At 68.3% G+C, this 22,493-nt stretch carries 17 protein-coding genes and 1 riboswitch; of the genes, 10 read left to right on the top strand and 7 right to left on the bottom strand.

Annotated elements, in window-relative coordinates; all coding sequences use genetic code 11:
- Nucleotide 1 precedes the first annotated feature (1 nt).
- Entirely contained in the window at nt 2-2,203 is a 2,202-nt protein-coding gene (locus CA234_RS02900; protein ID WP_126000809.1) for a TonB-dependent hemoglobin/transferrin/lactoferrin family receptor, read from the bottom strand.
- A gap of 742 nt (nt 2,204-2,945) precedes the next feature.
- Between CA234_RS02900 and CA234_RS02890 the strand changes: the two genes are divergently transcribed.
- The 5 genes from CA234_RS02890 (at nt 2,946) to CA234_RS02870 (ending at nt 10,859) form a co-directional block, all read left to right on the top strand.
- Nucleotides 2,946-3,620 carry a response regulator transcription factor gene (locus tag CA234_RS02890; RefSeq protein WP_125972697.1) on the top strand — a complete coding sequence of 225 codons (675 nt, stop codon included), beginning with the start codon at nt 2,946-2,948 and terminating at the stop codon, nt 3,618-3,620.
- Entirely contained in the window at nt 3,610-4,965 is a 1,356-nt protein-coding gene (locus tag CA234_RS02885) for a HAMP domain-containing sensor histidine kinase (protein WP_126000808.1), read from the top strand. Before CA234_RS02890 ends, CA234_RS02885 begins: the two co-directional genes overlap by 11 nt.
- A 123-nt stretch (nt 4,966-5,088) precedes the next feature.
- The gene (locus CA234_RS02880) at nt 5,089-8,307 is read left to right on the top strand and encodes an efflux RND transporter permease subunit (protein WP_126000807.1); all 3,219 of its coding nucleotides are present in this window, start codon (nt 5,089-5,091) and stop codon (nt 8,305-8,307) included.
- A complete protein-coding gene (locus CA234_RS02875) occupies nt 8,297-9,460 on the top strand; it encodes an efflux RND transporter periplasmic adaptor subunit (protein ID WP_126000806.1) in 1,164 nt (387 codons plus the stop codon). The genes CA234_RS02880 and CA234_RS02875 overlap by 11 nt, the downstream gene beginning before the upstream one ends.
- The gene (locus CA234_RS02870; protein WP_125972705.1) at nt 9,453-10,859 is read left to right on the top strand and encodes an efflux transporter outer membrane subunit; all 1,407 of its coding nucleotides are present in this window, start codon (nt 9,453-9,455) and stop codon (nt 10,857-10,859) included. The genes CA234_RS02875 and CA234_RS02870 overlap by 8 nt, the downstream gene beginning before the upstream one ends.
- A gap of 151 nt (nt 10,860-11,010) precedes the next feature.
- Here CA234_RS02870 and crcB read toward each other — a convergent pair whose 3' ends face one another.
- The 5 genes from crcB to CA234_RS02845 form a co-directional block, all read right to left on the bottom strand.
- Nucleotides 11,011-11,397: a fluoride efflux transporter CrcB gene (gene crcB, locus CA234_RS02865; RefSeq protein WP_241213216.1), complete on the bottom strand. Its 387-nt coding sequence runs from the start codon at nt 11,395-11,397 to the stop codon at nt 11,011-11,013.
- 3 nt (nt 11,398-11,400) lie between these two features.
- On the bottom strand, nt 11,401-11,661 hold the full coding sequence (locus CA234_RS02860) for a hypothetical protein (RefSeq protein ID WP_125972707.1): 261 nt from the start codon (nt 11,659-11,661) through the stop codon (nt 11,401-11,403).
- A gap of 15 nt (nt 11,662-11,676) precedes the next feature.
- Nucleotides 11,677-12,492 (bottom strand): universal stress protein, encoded by an 816-nt coding sequence (locus CA234_RS02855; RefSeq protein WP_241213215.1) that lies wholly within the window; start codon nt 12,490-12,492, stop codon nt 11,677-11,679.
- A 27-nt stretch (nt 12,493-12,519) separates the two neighbouring features.
- Nucleotides 12,520-13,932 (bottom strand): voltage-gated chloride channel family protein, encoded by a 1,413-nt coding sequence (locus tag CA234_RS02850; protein WP_126000805.1) that lies wholly within the window; start codon nt 13,930-13,932, stop codon nt 12,520-12,522.
- Between the two features lie 23 nt (nt 13,933-13,955).
- Nucleotides 13,956-14,032: riboswitch (Fluoride riboswitch) on the bottom strand.
- A 61-nt stretch (nt 14,033-14,093) separates the two neighbouring features.
- Complete coding sequence (locus tag CA234_RS02845) at nt 14,094-16,649, bottom strand: TonB-dependent receptor (protein WP_126000804.1); 2,556 nt, start codon at nt 16,647-16,649, stop codon at nt 14,094-14,096.
- A 218-nt stretch (nt 16,650-16,867) separates the two neighbouring features.
- Between CA234_RS02845 and CA234_RS02840 the strand changes: the two genes are divergently transcribed.
- The gene (locus CA234_RS02840; RefSeq protein ID WP_241213214.1) at nt 16,868-18,040 is read left to right on the top strand and encodes an aminotransferase class V-fold PLP-dependent enzyme; all 1,173 of its coding nucleotides are present in this window, start codon (nt 16,868-16,870) and stop codon (nt 18,038-18,040) included.
- 110 nt (nt 18,041-18,150) lie between these two features.
- On the opposite strand, the gene CA234_RS02835 is transcribed toward CA234_RS02840, so the two are convergent.
- The gene (locus CA234_RS02835) at nt 18,151-18,543 is read right to left on the bottom strand and encodes a JAB domain-containing protein (RefSeq protein WP_126000803.1); all 393 of its coding nucleotides are present in this window, start codon (nt 18,541-18,543) and stop codon (nt 18,151-18,153) included.
- 115 nt (nt 18,544-18,658) lie between these two features.
- Between CA234_RS02835 and CA234_RS02830 the strand changes: the two genes are divergently transcribed.
- From CA234_RS02830 to CA234_RS02815, 4 genes are all read left to right on the top strand, one after another.
- Nucleotides 18,659-19,453: a thymidylate synthase gene (locus CA234_RS02830; protein ID WP_126000802.1), complete on the top strand. Its 795-nt coding sequence runs from the start codon at nt 18,659-18,661 to the stop codon at nt 19,451-19,453.
- The gene (locus CA234_RS02825) at nt 19,450-19,926 is read left to right on the top strand and encodes a dihydrofolate reductase (RefSeq protein WP_126000801.1); all 477 of its coding nucleotides are present in this window, start codon (nt 19,450-19,452) and stop codon (nt 19,924-19,926) included. Before CA234_RS02830 ends, CA234_RS02825 begins: the two co-directional genes overlap by 4 nt.
- A complete protein-coding gene (locus tag CA234_RS02820) occupies nt 19,923-21,092 on the top strand; it encodes a dipeptidase (RefSeq protein ID WP_125972721.1) in 1,170 nt (389 codons plus the stop codon). Before CA234_RS02825 ends, CA234_RS02820 begins: the two co-directional genes overlap by 4 nt.
- Nucleotides 21,093-21,336: 244 nt before the next feature.
- Nucleotides 21,337-22,266 (top strand): bifunctional riboflavin kinase/FAD synthetase, encoded by a 930-nt coding sequence (locus CA234_RS02815; RefSeq protein WP_125972723.1) that lies wholly within the window; start codon nt 21,337-21,339, stop codon nt 22,264-22,266.
- Nucleotides 22,267-22,493: the final 227 nt, after the last annotated feature.

Below are 22,493 nucleotides of genomic sequence, written 5' to 3'. Positions count from 1 at the left end.
GTCAGAAGCGGTAGCTGATCGAGACGCTGCCGTTGCGTCCCGGCTGGGTATAGGCGTCGGTGATCGTCGAGCTGGCGGCGAGGCCGCGCACGTCGTTCCACCAGGCATATTTCTTGTCGAGCAGGTTGAAGATGCCGGCGCGCAGCGTGAGCCCGTCCGTCACCCGCACGAAGGCGGTGGCGTCGACGATGGTGAAGGCATCCGGCCGGTAGCAGGCGGCGGTACACACGCCGGTGGTGGCGGTCGCTTCCTTGCGGGTGCTGTGCGTCACGATCAGCTGCCCCCCGAACGCCCCGTCGGGCGCGCGGTAGCCGAACCCGCCCACGATCTTCGCGGGATCGACCGTCGAGAGCGACGCCCGCGCCCCGTTGCGGATCACGTCACCATCGGCATAGGCGAAGGCGAGGTTGGCGCTGAAGCCGCGGCCGAGCTGCGCATCCACCCGCCCCTCGATACCGTTTACCCGCGCCTCGTCGAGATTGATGAACTGGTAGACCGCCGGGTTGGCGGGCGTGAACGCGCCGCCCACCACTTCCTGCGAGATGAAGTTGTCGTAATCGGCATGGAAGCCGGTCAGCTGCACGCGCACGCCGCCGCTGGCGAAGCGGATGCCGCCTTCGACGCTGCGGCTGGTCTCGGGCTTGAGGTTCGGATTGGGCTCGGAGCGATAGCCGAAGGCGAGGTTCTGGAAGAACTGGTTCACCTGGCTGGGTTCGGGCGCCTTGAATCCCTGGGCATAATTGGCGAACAGGCTCAACCCGCTCCCCAACGCCACCGTCGCCCCGATCTTGGGCGAGACGCGCGAGCCGCTCTGGCTGGCCGAATTGAACGTCGGCAGCGCGGCATCCTTGCGCGGATCGAGCGCGTAATGGTCGAAACGCAGCGCCGGGAACAGCGTCACCGGGCCAAGGCTGATCTCGTCCGAGACGAACAGGCCGGCCAGCGTGAAATCGGTGATCGGGAAGGCGCGGGTGGGATAGGTCTCGCCCGCTGGCGGCACGGTGCCGTCGCGGATGCCCTCCTGCCGGGTGCGGCTGGCATCGGCCCCGAGGATGAGGCGGTGGCGGAGCGCGCCGGTTTCATAGCCGAACATGATCTCGCCCGATCCGCCGAACACGCGATTGTCGAAGGTGTTCAGCCGGGTGCGATCGGCGAGCACGGTGCGGTCCTCGGCGGAGAACTGGCTGTCCTTGGCCTGCTGCCAGTAGAGACTGAGTCGCGTGTGCTGGATCGCGCCCTGCCCGGCCCAGGTCCAGTCAAATGCCGCGCGCTTGCGCCTGGTCTTGTCGTTGGCGGTGGTACCGGCGACGCTGGCGCTGACGCTGGTCAGCACGTTGCTGTCGAGATGGTTGTCCAGATATTCGCCAGTCAGCCGCAGCTTGTGCCCGTTGCCGGGCTCGTAGACGATCCGGCTGAGCACGGCGTTCGAATCGCCGTCCTGCGGATTGGCCTTGGTGCGGGCCGCCCCGCTGCCGCCGACGCTGCCCTTGTTCTCCAGCTCGGCGAAGTCGCGGCGGGTATAGGCGACCATCGCCGACCAGTCGCCGGACTTGCCCGCCAGGATGCCGGTCTCGCTCCACTCCTGGTCGGACGACTGGTAGCCGGCGCGCACCAGCCCGCCCATCGACTTGCCGCCGGTCAGGAAATCGCCGGGATCGGCGGTGGTGAAGCTGATCGCGCCAGCGAGACCGTCGCTGCCATAGAGCGCCGAGGCCGGCCCGCGCAGGATCTCCACCGATTTGACCAGCCCGAGATCGACATAGTCGCCGCGCCCGACGCTCTGTGCGCCGAAACTGAAGCCATCGGGCACACGCACGCCATCCACCTGGATCAGCACGCGGTTGCCGCCGATGCCGCGCACGACGAAGCCCTCATTGCCTGCGCGCCCGGTGGTGCCCGCTGCCGCGCCGAAGCGGGCAGGCTGGCGCGGCACGCTCACGCCCGGCTCGAAGCGCACCAGATCCTTCACGTCGTTGACCAACTGGTCGGCCATCTTCTCGTCGGTGACGACCGTCACCGTCGCGGGCACCTTCTGCGTATCGGTGGCGAGGCGAGTCGCGGTGACGGTGATCGTGGCGGGATCGGGCTTGCCGTCCTGCTCTGCGACGGCGGCGGTCTGCTGCGCCTGCGCGAATGCCGGCGCGGACGACAGGTAGGCGAACAGGCTCGCCGCCCCGGCCAGGCGGGCGATTGGATGAATCACGAAGGCTCCCCTTACTTGCTACTGCAACTGATTCGCACTTGCTATAGCCACAAAATAAAGGGTGTCAAACGGCGCCGTAACGATTAGCGGGTGGGCTTAATAAGCGCCCAACGTCAGTTCAGCGCCAAGCAGCCCTCCCACGAAGGCGCGCTGGCAGCTGGGTTCACGAGCTTCGCCGGAGTTGGTTCTAACGAGCGGCTTTGGCAAAGCCTGCCGTTCGAAGCGCTAGGCGTGAACGGCCTGAACTGATCGAAAGCGTCGGTCTCCACCGGCAATCACCACTGAGAGCCTGTTGGAAATGCGCCCTGCCGAATTTCCAAACGGTCTCTGAGCTCGGGCGATCAAGGCGCCCCTGCAACGGACACTGCGGCATCCAGGACATCACACAGCCCCAGCGACAGCAACGGATTGCCCACCAATCCACTCACCATGGCGGCTTGGATCGCGGTGACTGGCCATAGTTTCGCCAGCGGACCTACCACACGGTCCCGGATCAATGGGAGCAATCGGCTGTCGGATTGACAGACAGGCGTGAACAACGCGGTGAGCCATCGATACATCAGGATGTGGCGACGCCGCAGACGGATACCCTGCCGCCCCCCTTCGTCGATGCTGCCCCCTTGGCGAAGCCCCTGGGCGAGTGCCACGCGTCCAATAATGCCATGTTCGCGCCTTGCCGCGCAGGATGAGATCCAGCACGCGGCAATCTTGCCGATTGCGCCGGTGAATCTATGGTGCGGCCATGGCACATGTGCTGGTAGTGGAAGATGATCAGGCGACCGCGGAAGCAATCGCGGTCGAGCTTGGAGCGCATGGTCATTCCGTCGCCATTGCCGCAACCGGCGAGGCGGCGATGGCGTCGGCGCGCGCTGCCATCCCCGATGCCCTCACGCTGGACCGGCTGCTGCCGGACACCAACGGTTTGACCTTGCTGGCCGATCTTCGCAAGGCGGGAATCCAGGCGCCGGTTCTCATGGTGAGCGCATTGGGCGACGTCGACGAGCGCATCGCCGGCCTCCGCGCGGGTGGCGACGATTATCTGATCAAGCCCTTCTCTCCTGCAGAACTCGCGGTTCGGGTAGAGGTGCTGCTCCGCCGCGCCCGTCCCGACGTCGACACGACACTGCAGTTCGGCGGCGTCCGCCTGGACCTGCTCCGCCGCGAAGTGGAGGTCGCGGGTCAACCGGTGCGGCTCCTCCAGATGGAGTTCAAGCTGCTCGAGTTTCTCATGCGACACGCGGGCACCACGGTCAGCCGGAGGATGCTGTTCGAGCAGGTGTGGAATTATCACTTCGATCCAGGCGCCAACCTGATCAACGTGCATGTCGCCCGCTTGCGGCGCAAACTGGACGTGCCCGGCGCCGCTTCGGTGATCGCCACCGTGAAGGGCGAGGGCTATCGGTTCGATGCCGTCTGACCGGCTGCGCTGGCGCGACGTGCATGCCACGACGCCCTTCCGGCTGACCCTGCTGCTGGGATCGGCGTTTCTCGCCGCGCTCTGGGCCACGCTGGCGACCAGCTATGTCTTCACCGCGCACGAACTCACCGCGCGTAGCGATCAGATCCTGTTCACGCGCGCGAAGAGCCTGCTCGCATCGTCGCCGTCGACGCTGCCGGATCGCGTGCGCGCGGAGATCGCCAACGCCACGCCCGGCCTCAATTACTTCGCGCTGTTCGGACAGGACGGCGAGCAGGTGGTCGGCGACATCGATCTTCCCGCCCCGCCCCGGATCGGCGCGCCCTATGCAGTTCCGGCCGCGGCGGGCGTCCACGGGCCGCTGCGCGTCCTAGCGGTCCGCACCGCGGCAGGCGAGACGATCGTCATGGGCCGCGACATCTCGCCGATCCAGGATTTGCGCGTCCGGCTGCTCCAGATCCTGTTGGTCAGCGGGCTCGGCGGCACGGCGCTGGTCGTCGCAGCGGCAATGCTGCTCAGCCTGGGCCCGTTGCGGCGCGTTCGCGATCTCGAACGGACCAGCCGCATCATTGCCGCCGGCGGTCTCCACCATCGCATGCCGGTCGCCGGTCGCCGCGACGAGCTCGACCAGTTCGCCGCGACGGTAAACCTGATGCTCGACGAAGTCGCGCACGTGGTCGCCCAGGTGAAGAGCGCGACCGACGCCATCGCACACGACCTGCGCACGCCGCTCACCCGCGTGCGCGCGACGCTGTACCGGATGCGCCAGGAAACCGTGCTGCCCGACGCGGCACGCGGGGTGACCGAGCGGGCGATCGAGGATCTGGACGCGGTGGTCGATCGCTTCGCGGCGCTGCTCCGCATCGCCGAACTCGAGGCGAGCGGCCGCCGCGCGGGCATGGCATCCATCGACCTCCAGACGCTGCTGGGCGAAGTCGCCGAGCTGTACGATCCGCTGGCCGAAGAGCGCGGCGTTGCGCTGACTGTCGACCTGCGGGATCGGCCCCGGATCACGGCGGACCCGGAACTGCTGTTCGAGGCGGTGGGCAATCTACTCGACAATGCCATAAAGTTCACCCGATCCCAGGTCACGCTGCGGCTTCGCGAGCGCGAGGATCTGCCCGTCATCGAGGTGATCGACGACGGCCCCGGCATTCCCGCGGAAGAGCGGGAGGCGGTCTTGCGCCGCTTCCATCGGGCCAGCGGGGCGGCCGGCATTGAAGGAACCGGCCTGGGACTCGCGGTGGTCAGCGCCATTCTCCATCTACACGGCTTCACTCTGACCTTCGAGGACGCCACGCCCGGCCTGATCGCCCGCATCGCGCTGCGCGCATACCCGACGTGAAATTCATTTAATTCGCCATTGCTGCGGCGCGGGAGCAAATGGCGCGGCGCCGGTGCTGTGGCGTCCCCACCCACCCCCTAGCGCCCAGCGCCGGCACCCTGGTTCCCGTTGCGCAGGCTGCCCATGCTCCATCTCATCCGCATCGCGCTCAGCAAGCCGCTCACCTTCGTCGTCCTCGCGATCCTGATCGTGCTGGGCGGCGGCGTGGCGGCGCTGACGACACCGACCGACATTTTCCCCGACATCAAGATCCCGGTAATCGCCGCGGTCTGGACCTATCGCGGCCTGCCGCCCGAGGAGATGTCCGGCCGCGTCGTCTATTACTACGAGCGGCAGCTTACCTCGACGGTGAACGACATCGATCACATCGAGAGCCAGAGCCTCGCCGGCATCGGCATCGTCAAGATCTTCTTCCGCCCGAACGTCGACATCCGCACCGCCACCGCGCAGGTGACGAGCATGAGCCAGACCGTGCTCAAGCAGATGCCGCCGGGCATCACGCCACCGCTGATCCTCAACTACAACGCGTCGACGGTGCCGATCGTGCAGCTGGCACTCTCGTCCAAGACGCTGTCCGAAGCCAGGATCTTCGACCTCGGCCAGAACGCGATCCGCCCGGCGCTCGCCTCGGTGGGGGGCGCCGCCGTGCCCTCGCCCTATGGCGGCAAGGAGCGCCAGATCCAGATCGACATCGATCCGGCCGCGCTCCAGGCGCATCATCTCTCCGCCACCGATGTGGGCAATGCGCTCGCCCAGCAGAACCAGATCGTGCCCGCCGGCACCACCAAGATCGGCAGCTACGAATACAATATCCGGCTCAACAACGCGCCGCAGGTGATCGATCAGCTTAATGACCTTCCGATCAAGACCGTCGACGGCGCCACGGTGCTGATGCGCGACGTCGCCCATGTCCATGACGGCTCGCCGCCCCAGCGCAACATCGTCCGCGTCGACGGCCACCGCGCCGTGCTGATGACGATCCTGAAGAGCGGCGCGGCCTCCACCATCGCGATCGTCGACGGGGTCAAGGCGCTGCTGCCCAAGCTTTCGGAAACGCTGCCGCCCGACCTGAAGGTGCTGCCGCTTTCCGACCAGTCGCTGTTCGTCAAGGCGGCGGTAAACGGCGTGGTCCGCGAAGGCGCGATCGCGGCGGCGCTGACCAGCCTGATGATCCTGCTGTTCCTCGGCTCGTGGCGCTCGACCGTGATCATTGCCGCGTCGATCCCGCTGGCGGTGCTGGCGGCGGTCGCCGGCCTCGCCGCCGCCGGGCAGACGCTCAACATCATGACGCTGGGCGGCCTCGCCCTCGCGGTCGGCATCCTCGTCGACGACGCGACGGTGACCATCGAGAACATCAACTGGCACCTCGAACAGGGCAAGACGGTGCGGGACGCCATCCTGGACGGCGCGCGGCAGATCGTGCAGCCCGCCTTCGTCTCGCTGCTCTGCATCTGCATCGCGTTCCTGCCGATGTTCTTCCTGCCGGGCGTCGCCGGCTTCCTGTTCGCGCCGATGGCCGAGGCAGTGGTGTTCGCGATGATCGCCAGCTTCGTGCTCAGCCGCACGCTGGTGCCGACCATGGGCAATTTCCTGCTCCGCCAGCATGCCGGCACGCACACCGCCGAACACATGGTCAGCCATGACTCGATGGCCGGCACGCCGAAGAGCCGCAATCCGTTCCGCCGCTTCCAGCACGGCTTCGAGCAGCGCTTCGAGACGATCCGCCTCTATTATCTGTCGCTGCTCGGCTTCGCGCTCGCCCGGCGCAAGGCGTTCGTGCCCGGCTTCCTGCTGGTGGTGCTCGCCTCCTTCGCGCTGATCCCGATGCTGGGGCAGACCTTCTTCCCCTCGATCGACGCCGGGCAGATCAACCTGCACGTCCGCGCGCCCGTGGGCACGCGCATCGAGGAGACGGCCGCGCTGTTCGACCGGATCGAAGATCGCATCCGCGGCGTGGTCCCGCCCGACCAGCTGGTGTCGATCGTCGACAATATCGGCCTGCCGGTCAGCGGCATCAACCGCGCCTATTCCAACACCGGCGGCATCGGCCCGCAGGACGGCGACATCCTGATCACCCTGTCCAAGGAACACAAGCCGACCGACGGCTATGTGAAGGCGCTGCGCAAGGCGCTGCCGGATGCCTTCCCGGGCTCCACCTTCTCGTTCCTGCCCGCCGACATCATCAGCCAGATTCTGAACTTCGGCGCCCCGGCACCGATCGACGTGCAGGTCGCCGGCCCGGCCAAGAAGGCCAACGAGGCCTATGCCCATCTGCTCGCCGAAAAGATGAACCATGTCGCGGGCATCGCCGACGTCCGCGTCCAGCAGGCGAACGACTATCCCGAACTCGCCTTCGACGTGGACCGCGCCCAGGCCAACCGCGTCGGCATCACCGAGAACGACGTGACCAAGAGCCTGTCGGTCAATCTTGCCGGCAGCTTCCAGGTGGCGCCCGCCTTCTGGCTCAACCCGAAGAACGGCGTTTCCTACCCCATCGTCGTCCAGGCGCCGCAATATCGCGTGGACACCCTGTCCGATCTGCAGAACCTGCCGGTCACCGGCACCCGGGGCAGCACCCAGCTGCTCGGCGGCATCGGCACGCTCCACCGCGAGCCGAGCGCGGCGGTGGTCTCGCATTATGCGGTGCAGCCGGTGTTCGACGTCTATGCGACCACCCAGGGCCGTGACCTCGGCGCGGTGGCGGCCGGCATCCAGAAGGTTATCAAGGACACCGCCGGCCAGCGGCCCAAGGGCGCCACCGTCACGCTCCGCGGCCAGGTCGAGACGATGAACACCGCCTTCTCGGGCCTGCTGTTCGGCCTCGCCGGTGCCGTGGTGCTGATCTACCTGCTGATCGTCGTCAACTTTCAGTCGTGGATCGATCCGGCGGTGATCGTGTCGGCGCTGCCGGCGGCGCTGGCGGGCATCGTCTGGATGCTGTTCGCCACCCACACGCCACTCTCGGTGCCGGCACTCACCGGCGCGATCATGTGCATGGGCGTCGCCACCGCCAACTCGGTGCTGGTCGTCAGCTTCGCCCGCGAGCGGCTTGCCGAGACCGGCGACGCGCTGAAGGCCGCGATGGAGGCGGGCGCCACCCGCTTCCGCCCGGTGCTGATGACGGCGCTCGCCATGATCATCGGCATGGCGCCGATGGCGCTCGGCCTGGGCGAAGGCGGCGAACAGAACGCGCCGCTGGGCCGCGCCGTGATCGGCGGACTGATCTGCGCGACGCTCGCCACCCTGATCTTCGTACCCGTCGTGTTCAGCATCGCGCACCGCCGCGACAAGCTCCGTCAACCCTCCGACCTCGCAGCCGAGGACCTCGTATATGCAGAGTGAAGCCCCCCTCTCCCCCCAGACCCACGCCCCGCGTGGATTGAAGACGGCCGGGATCGCCGCCGTGGTGATCGCCGGTGCGGTGATCGCGCTCGGCACGATGAGCCGCGCGCACGACAATGGCGAGGCCCAGAACTGGTCCGATGCCCGCTCGATCCCGGTGGTGCATCTGGTGCCCGTCCAGGCCGCTGCCGCGACCGGTTCGCTCAGCCTGCCGGGCACGCTAGAAGCGTGGAACGCCGCCAAGCTGTACGCCCGCGTCGGCGGCTATGTCCGCGGCTGGGACAAGGATATCGGCGCCACCGTCGCGGCCGGCACGCCGCTCGCCCAGATCGACACGCCCGAGCTCGACCAGCAGATCGGGCAGGCGCGCGCCGACCTTGCCAGCGCCATCGCCAATGCGGGTCTCGCCAAGAGCACGGCCGCGCGCTGGAACGACCTGCTCACCACCCATTCGGTTTCACAGCAGGAAGCGGACGAGAAGAATGGCGAGCTCGCCGTGCGCAATGCGGCGGTCAACGGCGCCCGCGCCAATCTGAACCGGTTGCTGGCGATGAAGGGCTTCGCCACCATCCGTTCGCCCTTTGCCGGCGTGGTGACGCAGCGCGCCGCGGACATCGGCGATCTCGTGGGCCCGAGCAGCGGCAACCAGCAGCCGCTCTTCTCGGTCGCCGATGTGCGCAAGATCCGCATCTATGTGAGCGTGCCGCAGGTCTATTCCTCCGCGATCCATCCGGGCCTGCCTGCGACGCTGAGCGTGCCCGACTATCCGGGCCGCAGCTTCACCGCGCAGGTGGTCGGCCAATCGGGCGCGATCAGCCCGCAGAGCGGCGCCTTCCAGGTGCAGCTCGTCACCGACAATCCCGGCGCGCTGCTCAAGCCCGGCGGCTATGCCAAGGTCGGCTTCAACGTCGCGGGCCAAGCGGGCACGGTACAGGTCCCGGCGAGCGCGCTGGTCTTCCGGGCGGAGGGCGCGCGTGTCGCGCTGGTCGGCGCCGACGGGCACGTCCACCTGCAGGCGATCACCATCGGCCGCGATCTCGGCCCGACGGTGGAAGTGCTGGGCGGACTCAAGCCCGGCGACCGCGTCGTCGACAATCCGCCGGACTCGGTGAGCGAGGGCGAACTGGTGCGGGTGCAGCAGAGCCATGCGTAACCGCCTGACCTTCGCCTGCCTCGCTGTCGCCACTGCCCTGTCGGGCTGCGGCGCGGCGCCGGCCTATCGCCCGCCGGTCGTCCCCGCCCCGCCGGCCTTCAAGGAAGCCGGCCCCTGGGTCGCCGCGGCGCCGGCCCTGCCGGCCGAAGGCAGCTGGTGGACGATCTTCGCCGACCCCGTGCTCGACGGCCTCGAGCGCAAGGTGGCCAGCGACAATCCCACCTTGCAGGGTGCGCTCGGCCGCTATGAGGCGGCACAGGCCTATGTCCGCCAGGCCGGCGCGGGGCTGCTGCCCAGCATCGACGCCCGCGCGGACGTGACCCAGAACCGCCAGTCCGACAACCGCCCGTTGCGCGGCAGCAACCAGCCCGATGTCTATGCCGCCGACACCCTCTCGGCAGGCTTCAGCTGGGAGCCCGACCTGTGGGGCGGCCTCCACGCGCGCGTCGCAGCCGGCCGTGCCGAAGCGCAGGCGAGCGGCGACGACCTCGCCGCCATCCGGCTGGCGCTCGAAATCGAGCTGGCGCAGCGTTATGTCGCGCTGCGGGGGCTCGACGCGCAGGCGCAGATGCTCGGCGACACGGTGAGCGCCTATGCCCAGGCCGATGCGCTGATCCGGCGGCGTTTTGCCGGCGGCATCGCCTCGGGTATCGACGTCGCCCGGTCCGGTGCGCTGCTTGCGGATGCGCGGGCGCAGCTTGCCGACATCGCCGCATCGCGCGCGCTGGTGGAGCATGCCATCGCCAGTCTGGTCGGGGAGGCTGCGAGCAGCTTCACGCTCCCGGCCGAAGGCGGTCAGCCGGCAATCCCGATGCTGCCTTCGGTGCTGCCGTCAACGCTGCTGCAGCGTCGGCCGGACGTCGCAGCCGCCGAGCGCCGCATGTTCGCGGCGAACCAGGGCATCGGCGTAGCCCGCGCGGCCTTTTTCCCCTCGATCGGCATCGGCGGCAGCGGCGGTGTCCAGAACACCGCGCTTGCCGGGCTGGTCGCTGCTCCCAACACGCTCTGGTCGATCGGCCCCAGCGCCCTGCTCTCGATCTTCGATGGCGGGCGGCGAAGGGCGGAACTCGCCGCGGCACGCGCCCGCTGGACCGAAGCCACCGCGGACTATCGCGGCCGGGTGCTGACGGCATTCCAGCAGGTGGAAGACGGGCTGGCCCAGCTGCATCACTTCGGCGGCGAGGCGACTGCCCAGGCGGACGCCGTCAGGCTGTCGGACGAGGCCGAGCAGCTGGCGCTGAACCGCTACGAGAAGGGCGTGGTCACCTATCTCGACGTCGCGACCGCCCAGGCCTCGGCGCTGCAGGCGCGGCGCAGGGCACTCGATCTGCAAACCCGCCGACTGGATGCCTGTATCCGCCTGATCGGCGCAATCGGCGGCGGATGGCGCGATCGTTGATCTACACCGCATCGCTTGCCGCCGCGTAGCGGTGATCGACCGCTCGCCAACCTCAACGGCAGCTTCGGACTGGCGCTGCCGTTGAAACGCATGCCGAGGAGCGTCCTGATCTGTCGAAAGCGGCGGGCTGACTGCTCTACGCCGGAAGCCGTCAGAAAAAGCGCCGCGACAGGACCAAGGCAGCGGCCAACACGCCTAGCGAAAGCACCAGGCTGGACAAGACATAGCCGACCGCCATCGGCGCCTCGCCGCGCTCCCACAGCGCCACCGCGTCCAGCGAAAAGGTCGACCAGGTGGTCAAGCCGCCCAGGATGCCCGTGGTCAGAAACAGGCGAAGCGCGGGGTTCTCGATCTTGCTTCCAGCGAATGCGCCCATGATGAGCCCCATCAGCGCCGCGCCGGCAACGTTGACGATGAAGGTACCCCAGGGAAATGCGGTGGTCGTCCACCGCGCGACGAGAATGCCGACGCCGTAGCGGGCCATGCCGCCAAGCCCCGAACCCAGAAACACGCCGAGAAAGCCAAGCCACAACGGCATCGATCATCCCATCCACAGCGTTTGAACGGCGGTCCTCGCCCACAGCCCGGCGACCGGCAGGCGAAAGCGCGCCACGGGCAGCAGCTCCATCAACCGCATGCCGGCCCAGGTGCCGGCGCGCATCCCTGTCGCAAGGGAGCAGATGGCCCCGCCTGGAACAACCACCCTTTGGTATACGACCCATTTTACGAGATGCTTGGCGATCGCCGTCGTCGCTGCACGCGCGACATGGGCGCCGACGAACAGCGTGAAGATCGCCCGCATCGCTGCCCAGCCTGGCTAGTGCGCCATCAACAGCGGCATGTCGGCGGCGGCGAGGATGTGCCTTGTGGTGCCGCCGAGCAGCCATTCGATCAGCTGGTTGTGACGATAGGCGCCGGTCACCAGCAGATCCGCCCCGACCGCCTTCGCTTCGGCGACCAGCTGCGCGCCGAGATTGTCGTCGAGGCGGGGGACGATGTGCCGCTCGTGGCGGACGCAGATGCTGTCGAGCAGCGGCTCCAGCTGGAGCGCCGGATCGTCCGCCGCGCCGATGCGGATCGCGGTGACCCGCTCGGCCATCCGCAGCCAGGGTGCGGCCGCCTCGATGGCGTGCCGGGCATTGTCGCTGTCGCTGAGCCCCACCGCCATGTGCGCGAAGCGGGTGCGGCCGTTGGCCCGCCATCCCGGCGGCACGATCAGCGCAGGCTTGTCGGTGGAGAAGATCGCCGCGTGCAGCGCATCGGCCGTGTCCATGGTTCGTTCGCGCGCGATCACGATCAGTGCATCGGCCGTTGCCGCTTCCCGCGTCACGACCGCCTCTTCGGTGCCGACGATCGACCGCCAGTCCACCCTTGGCATGCCCTCCCCGGCCCCGGCGTTCCAGGCGACGAAGGCGGCATGCGCGGCGTCACCGCGCGCCTGCGCCGTACCTTCGTCGCGCTCGCGCAGGCGCTGGAACTCGATTTCCTCGCTCGATGCGACGATATGCTCCGGGTCGACGATCACGTTGAGCGCTTCGACCGAGGCGCCGCCCAGCGACGCCGCCGCGACGGTCGCGGCATCGAGACAGGCGGGCGCGCTGTCGGCGCCGACGAGGATGGCGAGCAGCTTCATGGCATTCTCTCCTTGGGCGATGCGCGGTCAGTCGGGCTGGGCGGCCAGCAGATCGGGGGCGGCATCCTGGTGGCGCACGCCCTGCGCCAGGCGCGCGGCGCGCGCCTCGCGCAGGGTCACGGCACCGGCGGAGAGGCGCGAGGCGCGCTTGGGCACCGCGATCCGCTGCGACAGATAGATGCCGTTATGACCCGAGCAGATATAGGCGACGAAGCAGGCGACCGCGATCGGCACCGCATGGGTGGCGCCGAACAGCTCGATGCCCATGATCGTGCAGGCGAGCGGGGTATTGGCCGCGCCCGCGAACACCGCGACGAAGCCGAGCCCGGCGAACAGGTCGATCGGCGCGCCGAGCAATCCGCCCAGCGCATTACCGAGCGCGGCGCCGATGAAGAACAACGGCGTCACCTCGCCGCCCTTGAAGCCGGCGCTGAGCGTAACGACCGTGAACAGCATCTTGAGCGCCCAGCTCCAGGGATCGACCGGCCCGGTGAAGAACCCCACGATCGTCGGGTCGCCCGGGACGGCGGACCAGACCCCGAGCCCGAGATAGCCGCGCGTGCCGGTGATCCACACCAGCGCGATCACCAGCACCCCGCCCAGCGCCGCGCGCGCTGGGCCGTAGGGGATGCGCGCCTTGAGCAAGCCGCCCAGTGCATGGTTCGCCTCGGCAAAGGCCAGGCCTGCCACGCCGAACAACACGCCGGCCAGCGCGGCCTTGGCAAGCAGCAGCGGCTCGACCACCAGCGCGCCGCCGACCGCGCCCGCGGTGGCGATATGGTAGGGGGTATGGTGGATGCCCCAGGCATGGCAGGTCCAGTCGCCAACCAGCGCGGCGAGCAGGCACGGCACGATGCCCGCATATTCGACGCGGCCCACCGCCAGCACCTCCAGCGCGAACACCGCGCCCGCCAGCGGCGTGCCGAACACCGCGCCGAACCCCGCCGCCACGCCGGCCATCAGCAGAATGCGCACGCTCGGCGGATCGAGCCGGAAGCGGCTCGCCACCGCGCTGGCCAGGCTGCCGCCCAGCTGCACGGCGGTCCCCTCGCGCCCCGCCGATCCGCCGAACAGGTGCGTCGCGATGGTGCCGAGAAAGACGAGCGGCGCCATCCGCAGCGGCACGCCGCCGCCCGGCGCGTGGATCTGCTCGACGATGAGGTTGTTGCCGGCCTCCACCGATCGGCCGAGCCGGTGATAGAGCAGCGCGATCGCCGCGCCACCCAGCGGCAGCAGATAGAGCAGCCAGGGATGATCGAGCCGCGCCTTCGTCGCCGCATCCAGGCTCCACAGGAAGGCGGCGCACAGGGTTCCGACCATCGCCGCCATCGGGACGAGGAGCAATGCCCAGCGCACCACCGAGAGCGCATGGTCGTGGCGGTCGCGGACGAACGCCACCAGGTTGAACCGATCGATCAGAGTACGGAAAGTAGCGCGCACGATTCCTCCTTGCTGCCTTGCGGCGCCTGGTAGGAATCATCGGCCCTTGCGAGGGCGGTTCGGCCAGAAGGCCCGGCGGAAATCCATCGCCGCTGCCGCGCATATGCGGGCGCCGCACGGACTCGTCAACGTCGACGGCACGCAGAAAGACCGAATACGCCTTAGAACCCAAGCCCGATTCGCACGAACACCGTTCTTCCGTTGAAGCCGAACGGCGAAATCGCGTTGTACGGCTGGGTCCCCGCATTGTCGGCCCCGTTGGTCCCCGCCGCTACCGAGGCTGCCGAGGACGCGATATTCTCGGCCGGATAGACGTCGAACAGGTTCTGCGCGCCGGCGCTGAATCGTAGCGTGCCGGTTGCCTGCCAGGACAGTTCGAGATCGGTCAGCAGCGCCGCGCCGAAGCGCTGGACGATATCCGCATTGGCGCTGGTCGGCGACACCGGCACCAGCCGCACGTCATAGCCGGGGACGAGCGCCGCGATCTGGGCCGGCGTGCGATTGGTCAGCGCGACGGTGGAGACCTCGCCGTAGCGCGTATTGGTCAGCGACACGGCGAACGGCCCGCGCGTGTAGCTGAGGTCGAGCGTCGCCTTGGTCCGCGGCAGGCTGTCCGAGAAGCGCAGTTGCTGCGTCAGGTCGAACAGCGGCGTGGTGAGGCCGAGTGCGGCGAGCGGCGCCGGTGTGCCGGCGATCCGGTCGAAGCTGGTCCTGTTGTAGTTGCCGGCCAGCGTGCCGCTGAGCACGCCCCCCGCCAGCCGGGTGCGATAGTGCAGCACCAGATCCACGCCGCGCGTGTTGGTGTCGACCGCGTTGGTCAGATAGGAAATCGCGCTGAAATTGCCCTGCCCGTTCGCAGCAAGAAAGGCGGTCAGCCGCGCATCCTGGAAGGTGGAGGAAATCGCGATCCGATCGCGCACCCGGATCCGATAGGCGTCGAGCGTCGCGGTGAGCGCGCCCGCTTCGAACACCAGTCCCGCCGAGAGATTGCGCGAGGTCTCCGGCTTGAGATCGGTCGCCCCCGCCAACCGCGCGGCCGCGCTGTCGACGGCGGCGACGCGAACGATCGCCTGCTGCCCGTTGAGGATCAGCGTGTTCGATGCGTTGTAGCCCGATTGCGCGAGCGCCGGCGCCCGGAAGCCGGTGTTGTACGACGCACGCGCCGCCAGCCCGCCGACCAGTTCCAGCCGCCCCGCGACCTTGAAATTGGCGGTGTCGCCGAAGTTCGAATACTGTTCATGGCGAACCGTGCCCTGCAGCAGCAGCCGGCCGAACAAAGTCTTCTCGGCATCGCCATAGACTGCCCAGCTGTGCCGGCCCAGCGACGCCCGGTCGTCCGGCCCGTTGCTCGGCCCGGGCTGCGCGCCGATGATCGCCGGCCGGCCAGCATTGGGCCCGTCTAGGATCGGCACCCCGCCGTTCCGGTAGCCGGCCAGATCGCCGGAGAACAGGCGGTAGGTCTCCTCGCGATATTCCAGCCCCGCCGCGAGCTTCAGCGGATTGGCGTCACCCAGCGGGATTTCGCGGGTGAGGTCGAGGTTGCTCGTCCACTGGTAGAAGTCCGAGCCCAGCCGGTAGAAGCGCCGCGGTGTCGCCGTGCCGTAGGAGACGTTGACGCTGTTGTCATAGTGGAGGTCCTGGGTATTGACCCCGTAGACGGTCGAGAGGTCCCATCCGAACCCGGCGAGCGCGTCGCCGCGCAGGCCCATCGCCACCGACAGGTTCTCGATTCGCGAATCCAGGGTCGGACGATAGCCGTCGGGATTGATCGCGCGGATCGTCTCGTCCTGGCCTGCGCGACGGAAGAAATATTCGATGTCGCCGTCCAGCCGGTTGTAGCCGCCGAACGCATAGACCTCGACCTGATCCGAAGCGGGCGCCGCGAAATTGGCGAAGAGCTGGACGTTGCTGCTCGGCTGGTCGCCGAAGCGGAACACATTACGGTCGATCGTCGCCTCGCGGGGATCGAGGGTTCCACTGGACGGGGTCAACCCAGTGCCGGAGCCGTAATTGCCCGAGATCGCCGTCGGCCGACCGGCAGCGTTGATGCCGAAATATTGCTGCCGCGTATCGGGCCGGGCGCGGTTGGTGCCTTCGTGCTGCTGGAACGATGCGGTCAGCCGCAGCACGCCGTTCTCGCCAATGCGCAAGCCGGACGAGACGCTGGCCTCGCCATAGGCGCCGTCCCCGCGCGTCGTGATACCGCCCGTCGCCTGCACGCGCGTGCCCACCGAACGATCGAGGATCAGGTTGATCACGCCCGAGATCGCATCGGAGCCATATTGCGCCGAGGCGCCGTCACGCAGCACTTCCGCGCGTGCCAGCGCGAAGGAGGGGATGGCGTTGAAGTCGACCGACACGTCGCCGCGCCCGATGCCGTTGCTGGTGTTCAGATCGCTGGCGGCATGCCGGCGCTTGCCGTTGACCAGCACGAGCACCTCGCCCGGCCCCAGTCCGCGCAGCGAGGGCGGAACCAGATAGTCCCCCACCCCCGAGCCGAGCGGGCGCGGGGTGTTGAAGCTCGGCACCGTCACCTTCAGCTGCTGGATCAGGTCGACCCGGCCGCTCTGCTGCAACTGCTCGCGCCCGATCGCGTCGACGGGCGTCGCCGACCGGGTCGCGCTCCGCCCGCCGAAGCGGCTGCCGGTGACGATGATCGCGTCGCCTTCGGCGTCTGCGACCGGTGCGCGCTCCTGGGCGAGCGCGGGCATGGACATTGCGGCAGGAATCAGGAACGCAGCACGACGTGCAGAAAGATTCACCAGGTCCCCCTTCAAAGAGCGATGATATATTGTATCAGAACGCGTGTGAAGGACCGACGGGGATCCGTCAAGCGGGGGGCAACACATTGAACGGACGTCGCGATGTTCTGGGCCTGGCAGGTAGCGCCGCTGCGGGAAGCCTGCTCGCGGGGCCGTTGCACGCACGGCCTGCCGTGGACGACTGGGCAGGCCGCTACGACGTCGATCGCAGCATCGCCAATTTCGACGCGGCTTATTATGGCGCGATGACGAAGACGGTGGCTGCCGCCTATCGGCAGCATGGCGACTGGGTGAACCGCCACAACGCGCTGTTCCTGCGCAGCGCCCTCCCCGGCCCGTCGCGCGACGCGCGCCTGCAACCCGCGATCGAGAGCGTCGCCACGCTGGTCGGCGCGAAGCCCGGCGAGATTGCCCTGTGCGCGGGCGGTACCGAGGCGCTCTACGGACTTATCGTCAACTATCGTCCACTGAAGGCCGGCGAGGCCGTGCTCACCGCCGATACCGATTATGACGAGATGCAGTTCGCGATGGCACACCTGGCAGCAACGCGCGATGCGCGGCACGTCCGGATCACGCTACCCGAGCCCGCCACCACGGCGAACATCCTCGCCGCCTATTCCCAAGCCCTGCGCGACACGCCGCGGCTCAAGCTGCTGCTCATCACCCATGTCTCCAATCGCAACGGGCTGGTGCTGCCGGTCCGCGAAATCGCCGCGATGGCCAAGGCGCAAGGGGTGGACGTGATCCTCGACAGCGCCCAGTCGGTCGGGTTGCTGCCCGTCGACGTGACGGCACTGGGCGTCGACTTCATGGGGTTCAGCCTGCACAAATGGGTGGCGGCACCGCTCGGCGTGGGTGCGGTCTACATCCGTGCCGACCGGCTGGGCGACATCGCGCCCTGGCTCGGCAACCGCATCCACCCCGACGCCGACATCCGCGCGCGGATACCTTCCGGCACGGTGGACTTCGCCGCACGCCTGACGATCCCGGCGGCCATCGCCGAACACCATGCCCTGGGCCCGGCGCAGAAGCTGGTGACGCTGGTCGAAAAGCGCCGTTACTGGGTCGACCGCGTCCGGGACGTGCCGGGCCTCACCATCGTCCACCCCGAGGAAGCCGATCGCTGCGCAGTGATCGGGGCCTTCCGGCTGCCCGGCCAAAACAGTTGGGACAAGACGCGCGCCGCCCAGCAGCGCTTCCTCGACAAGCATCGCGTCCTGGTCGTCGCCAAGCAGGGGCTCGCCTCCGGCCCGGTGCTGCGGGTGACCCCTTCTCTCTTCAACACCGATGATGAACTCGACCATCTGGCACATGCAGTACAGGAAGAACGCGGCCTATTTGCTTGAGGTCAGGCGCTGGCGATATCGCGCGGCGAATTGGCGCGATCGGCGCTCGATCCCGTTGCGCCCCTGGCGTGGTTCGCCGACGAAGTGGGTCAACATCCTGCCATCTCGCGCTACAGCCAGCCCAGCGCGCGGAAGCTCGCTGTGCCGTCGCGCGCCAGCACGAGATGGTCGACCAGCCGCACCTGGACCGGTTCGAGGGCGACGAGCAGCCGGCGGGTGGTCGCGCGGTCGGCGGCGCTGGGCGTCGGGTCGCCGCTCGGGTGGTTGTGCGCCATCACCATTGCGGCAGCGTCGAAGGCCAGCGCGTCGGCCACCACCCGCCGCACGGGGATGTCGACCATGTCGCCGTGCGCCCCCTGCAGGTGCCGCATGCCGAGCAGGCGGCCGTCGCGCGCCAGATAGGCGAAGGCAGCGATTTCGGTGCGCGCCTCGGCAAGTCTGCCGAACAGCGCGCGCGCGGCCGGCAGGTCGAGGATGTACGGATCCGGACACGCAAGCACCATGGCCCGGCATGCCACCCGATGCCGGCAGCCTGAACGGCAAGCCGATCCGCTCCGGACCTCCGGAATGGTGCGAAGCCGGATGACTCGGCCAGCGCGCGCCGCTAGGTTCGCAGCCATGCACCAATATCTCGACCTGATGGCCCGCGCGCTCAACGATGGCGTGGAGGTGATGGACCGCACCGGCACCGGCACCCGCAGCGTGTTCGGCGCGCAGATGCGCTTCGACCTGCGCCAGGGCTTCCCGCTGCTCACCACCAAGAAGCTTCACCTCCGCTCGATCCTGATCGAGCTGCTGTGGTTCCTGCGCGGCGACACCAACGTTCGCTGGCTGCAGGAGCGCAAGGTGAGCATCTGGGACGAATGGGCCGACGAAAACGGCGATCTCGGCCCGGTCTATGGCAAGCAGTGGCGCGACTGGGAGGCCGCCGATGGCCGCCATATCGACCAGATCGCCGAGCTGATCGCAACGCTGAAGACCAACCCCGCCTCGCGCCGCATGGTCGTCTCCGCCTGGAACCCCGGCGAGCTGGGCGCGATGGCGCTGGCGCCGTGCCACTGCCTGTTCCAGTGCCATGTCGCGAACGGCCGGCTGAGCCTGCAGCTCTACCAGCGCTCGGCCGACATCTTCCTCGGCGTGCCGTTCAACATTGCCAGCTATGCGCTGCTCACCCATCTGCTGGCGCAGCAGGCCGGGCTGGAGGTCGGCGACTTCATCTGGACCGGCGGCGACTGCCACCTCTATCTCAACCATCTCGACCAGGCGCGGGAGCAGCTGAGCCGCAGGCCGGGGCCGCTGCCGCGACTGGAGATCCTCCGCAAAGCGCCGTCGATCGACGCGTACGAGTATGAGGATTTCGCGATCCACGACTATGTCGCGCAGCCGCACATCAAGGCACCCGTGGCGATATGATCAGCTTCCACCTCGCCCGGGCGGACAATGGCGTGATTGGCCGCGACGGCCAGTTGCCCTGGCGGCTGCCCGCCGACCTCAAGCGTTTCAAGGCGCAGACGCTGGGCCGGCCGATGATCATGGGCCGCAAGACCTTCGAGTCCTTTCCCGCCCCCCTGCCCGGCCGGCGCCATATCGTGCTGACCCGCGACTCCGGCTGGCAAGCCGATGGCGCCGAGGTTGCGCGTGACGTCGGGCAGGCGCTGGCGCTGGCGGGCGAGGATGTCGCGGTGATCGGCGGCGCGGAGGTGTTCGCGCTGTTCCTGGACCGCGCCGATCGGATCGAGCTGACCGAAGTCCATCTCGATGCCGAGGGCGACGCGCACGTTCCCGCCTTCGATCCCGCCGATTGGGCGGAGACCGCGCGCGAGCCGCATCCGGCGGAAGGAGATCGCCCCGCCTATGAATTCGTGACGCTTCTCCGGCGGCGATGAAGCGCCCGATCCTGATCGGCGTCGCGGCGGTGCTCGCCGTCGCAGCGTTCGGCGTTTTCGGGATCGCCCCGGCGGCGGTGGAGGCGGGGAGGAACCGCGTCGTGGCCACGCGTCTCCCCCATGTCACGCCGCAGACCCGCGCGCTGCATGCCAGCCTCGCCATCGCCGACATGCATGCCGATACGTTGCTGTGGCGGCGCAACCTGCTCGATCGCGCCAATCGCGGCCAGGTCGACCTGCCGCGGCTCCAGGCGGGAAATGTCGCGCTGCAAGTCTTTTCCTCGGTCACCAAGACGCCGCGGCACCAGAATTACGACGCCAACGGTGCCGACAGCGACAACATCACACTGCTCGCCATCGCGCAAGCGCAGCCGCCGCGCACCTGGGGCTCGCTGCTCCAGCGCTCGCTCTGGCATGCGGAGAAGCTGGAGCGCGCCGCCGCCGCCTCGGGCGGCGCGCTGCGGGTGATCCGCACGCCTGCCGAGCTCGCCCGACTGCTCGCAGATCGCGCCGCCGGGCGGAAAGTGACCGGCGGCCTGCTCTCGATCGAGGGGCTGCAGGACCTTGAGGGCAATCCGGCCAATCTCAATAGGCTCTACGCGGCCGGGTTCCGCGTGGCCGGGTTCGCACATTTCTTCGACAATGAAGCAGCGGGCTCGATGCATGGGCAGGCCAAGGGCGGGTTGACGCCGCTCGGCCGGCAGATGCTGCGGCGGATGGAGGCGCTGGGCATGGTGGTCGATGTCGCCCATGCCAGCCATGCGGCGGTGGCGGACATCCTCGCCTTGGCGCGGCGGCCGGTCGTCTCCAGCCATGGCGGCGTGCAGGCGACCTGCAAGGTCAACCGCAACCTCACCGACGCCGAGATCCGCGGCATCGCCCGCACCGGCGGCGTGGTGGGGATCGGCTATTGGGAGGCGGCGGTCTGCTCCACCAGCCCCGAGGCGATGGCGGCGGCGATCGCGCATGTCCGCGATCTGGTGGGGATCGACCATGTCGGGCTGGGTTCGGACTTCGACGGCGCGGTGACCACGGGGTTCGATGCATCGCAGCTGGTGGTGGTGACCCAGGCGCTGGTCGATCGCGGCTTTTCCGAGCAGGAAATCGCCAAGGTGATGGGGGGTAATGTGCTACGGGTACTGAAGGCGGGGATGGAGCGAGGGTAAAACCCAAGCCCCTCCCCTTCAGGAGCGGCAGGTGAACCGCGCCCCGCGCGGTTCAGGTCCGCCTGGGAGGCGGACCGACCTGACGCTGGGTTGGGGTGGGGCTGTGTCTCACCGAGACCAAACTTTCGTTCTGGAATCCCTCCACCTCAACCCCTCCTCCAAGGAGGAGGGGCTTAAGCGCGCGCTTCGCACTCGACTCTCTAACACCATTGGCATCCCCTCGGCCAATCCCTATAGCCACCCCATGCAGCGGCTGGACGGCGGCTCGGCGGTTCCGCTTCCTCTCCGGGATGCGATCGTCGCGCTCGGGAATTTCGATGGCTTCCATCTCGGGCACCAGGCGGTCGTCGGCCGCGCGGTGGCGCGTGCCCGCGCCGAGGGACGCCCGGCGATCGTCGCCACCTTCGATCCGCATCCGCGCCGCTTCTTCCAGCCCGACGCCTCGCCCTTCCGGCTGACCACGCTCGACCAACGCGAGCGGCTGTTCGCCGCCGCGGGCGCCGACGGCATGCTGGTGTTCCACTTCGACGCTACCCTCGCCCGGCTCACCGCGCGCCAGTTCGCCGAGCAGCTGGTCGACACGGCCGCCGCCGCCGGGGTGGTGACCGGCGAGGACTTCACTTTCGGCAAGGGCCGCGAGGGCAATGTCGCGACCCTGGCCGCGCTGGGTGCCGAGCTAGGCTTCACCGCAGAGACGGTGGGCGCGGTAGCGTTGGACGGCCAGATCGTATCCTCCAGCCGCATCCGCGAGCATCTCAAGGCCGGCGACCCGCGCGGTGCCGCGATGCTGCTCACCCGCCCCTTCGCAATCGCCGCGGAAGTCGAAGGCGGCGCCAAGCTGGGCCGCCAGCTCGGCTATCCCACCGCGAACATGCGCCTCAGCAGCTATCTTCGTCCGAAATATGGCATCTACGCAATCCGTGGCCGGCTGCCCGACGGGCGCGTGCTGAACGGGGTAGCCAACCTGGGAATCCGCCCGAGCTTCGATCCCCCGACCGAATTGCTCGAGAGCTTCTTTTTCGATTTCAACGGCGACCTGTACGGCCAGACGGTCGAGATCGAACTGATCGCATATCTCCGGCCCGAGGCCAAGTTCGACAGCCTCGACGCGCTTACCGCCCAGATGGACGAGGACGCCGCACGCGCGCGCCAGCTGCTTTCAGCGCGAACCTGACCCCGCCGTTCCTGCTCCTGCGTGCCACGCCGCTCTTGTGAGAGTTGGTCATGTCGTGGTGTTACACCATGTCGCGACACGTTTCAGATTGATGCTGTTAGGCAACAGTGAAACATTGCTGCACAAACGCATCATAGATAATAGATTTGGTTCTTTCCTCCTTCCTGTAACGACCGCAACTGTGTTGTACAAGCCACAACACCAAAACAAAGCCACGCGCTGCGGAC

It is taken from the genome of Sphingomonas sp. ABOLE, assembly GCF_003950455.1.
GTDB lineage: Bacteria > Pseudomonadota > Alphaproteobacteria > Sphingomonadales > Sphingomonadaceae > Sphingomonas > Sphingomonas trueperi.
This window is presented reverse-complemented; position numbering and strand designations above follow the sequence as displayed.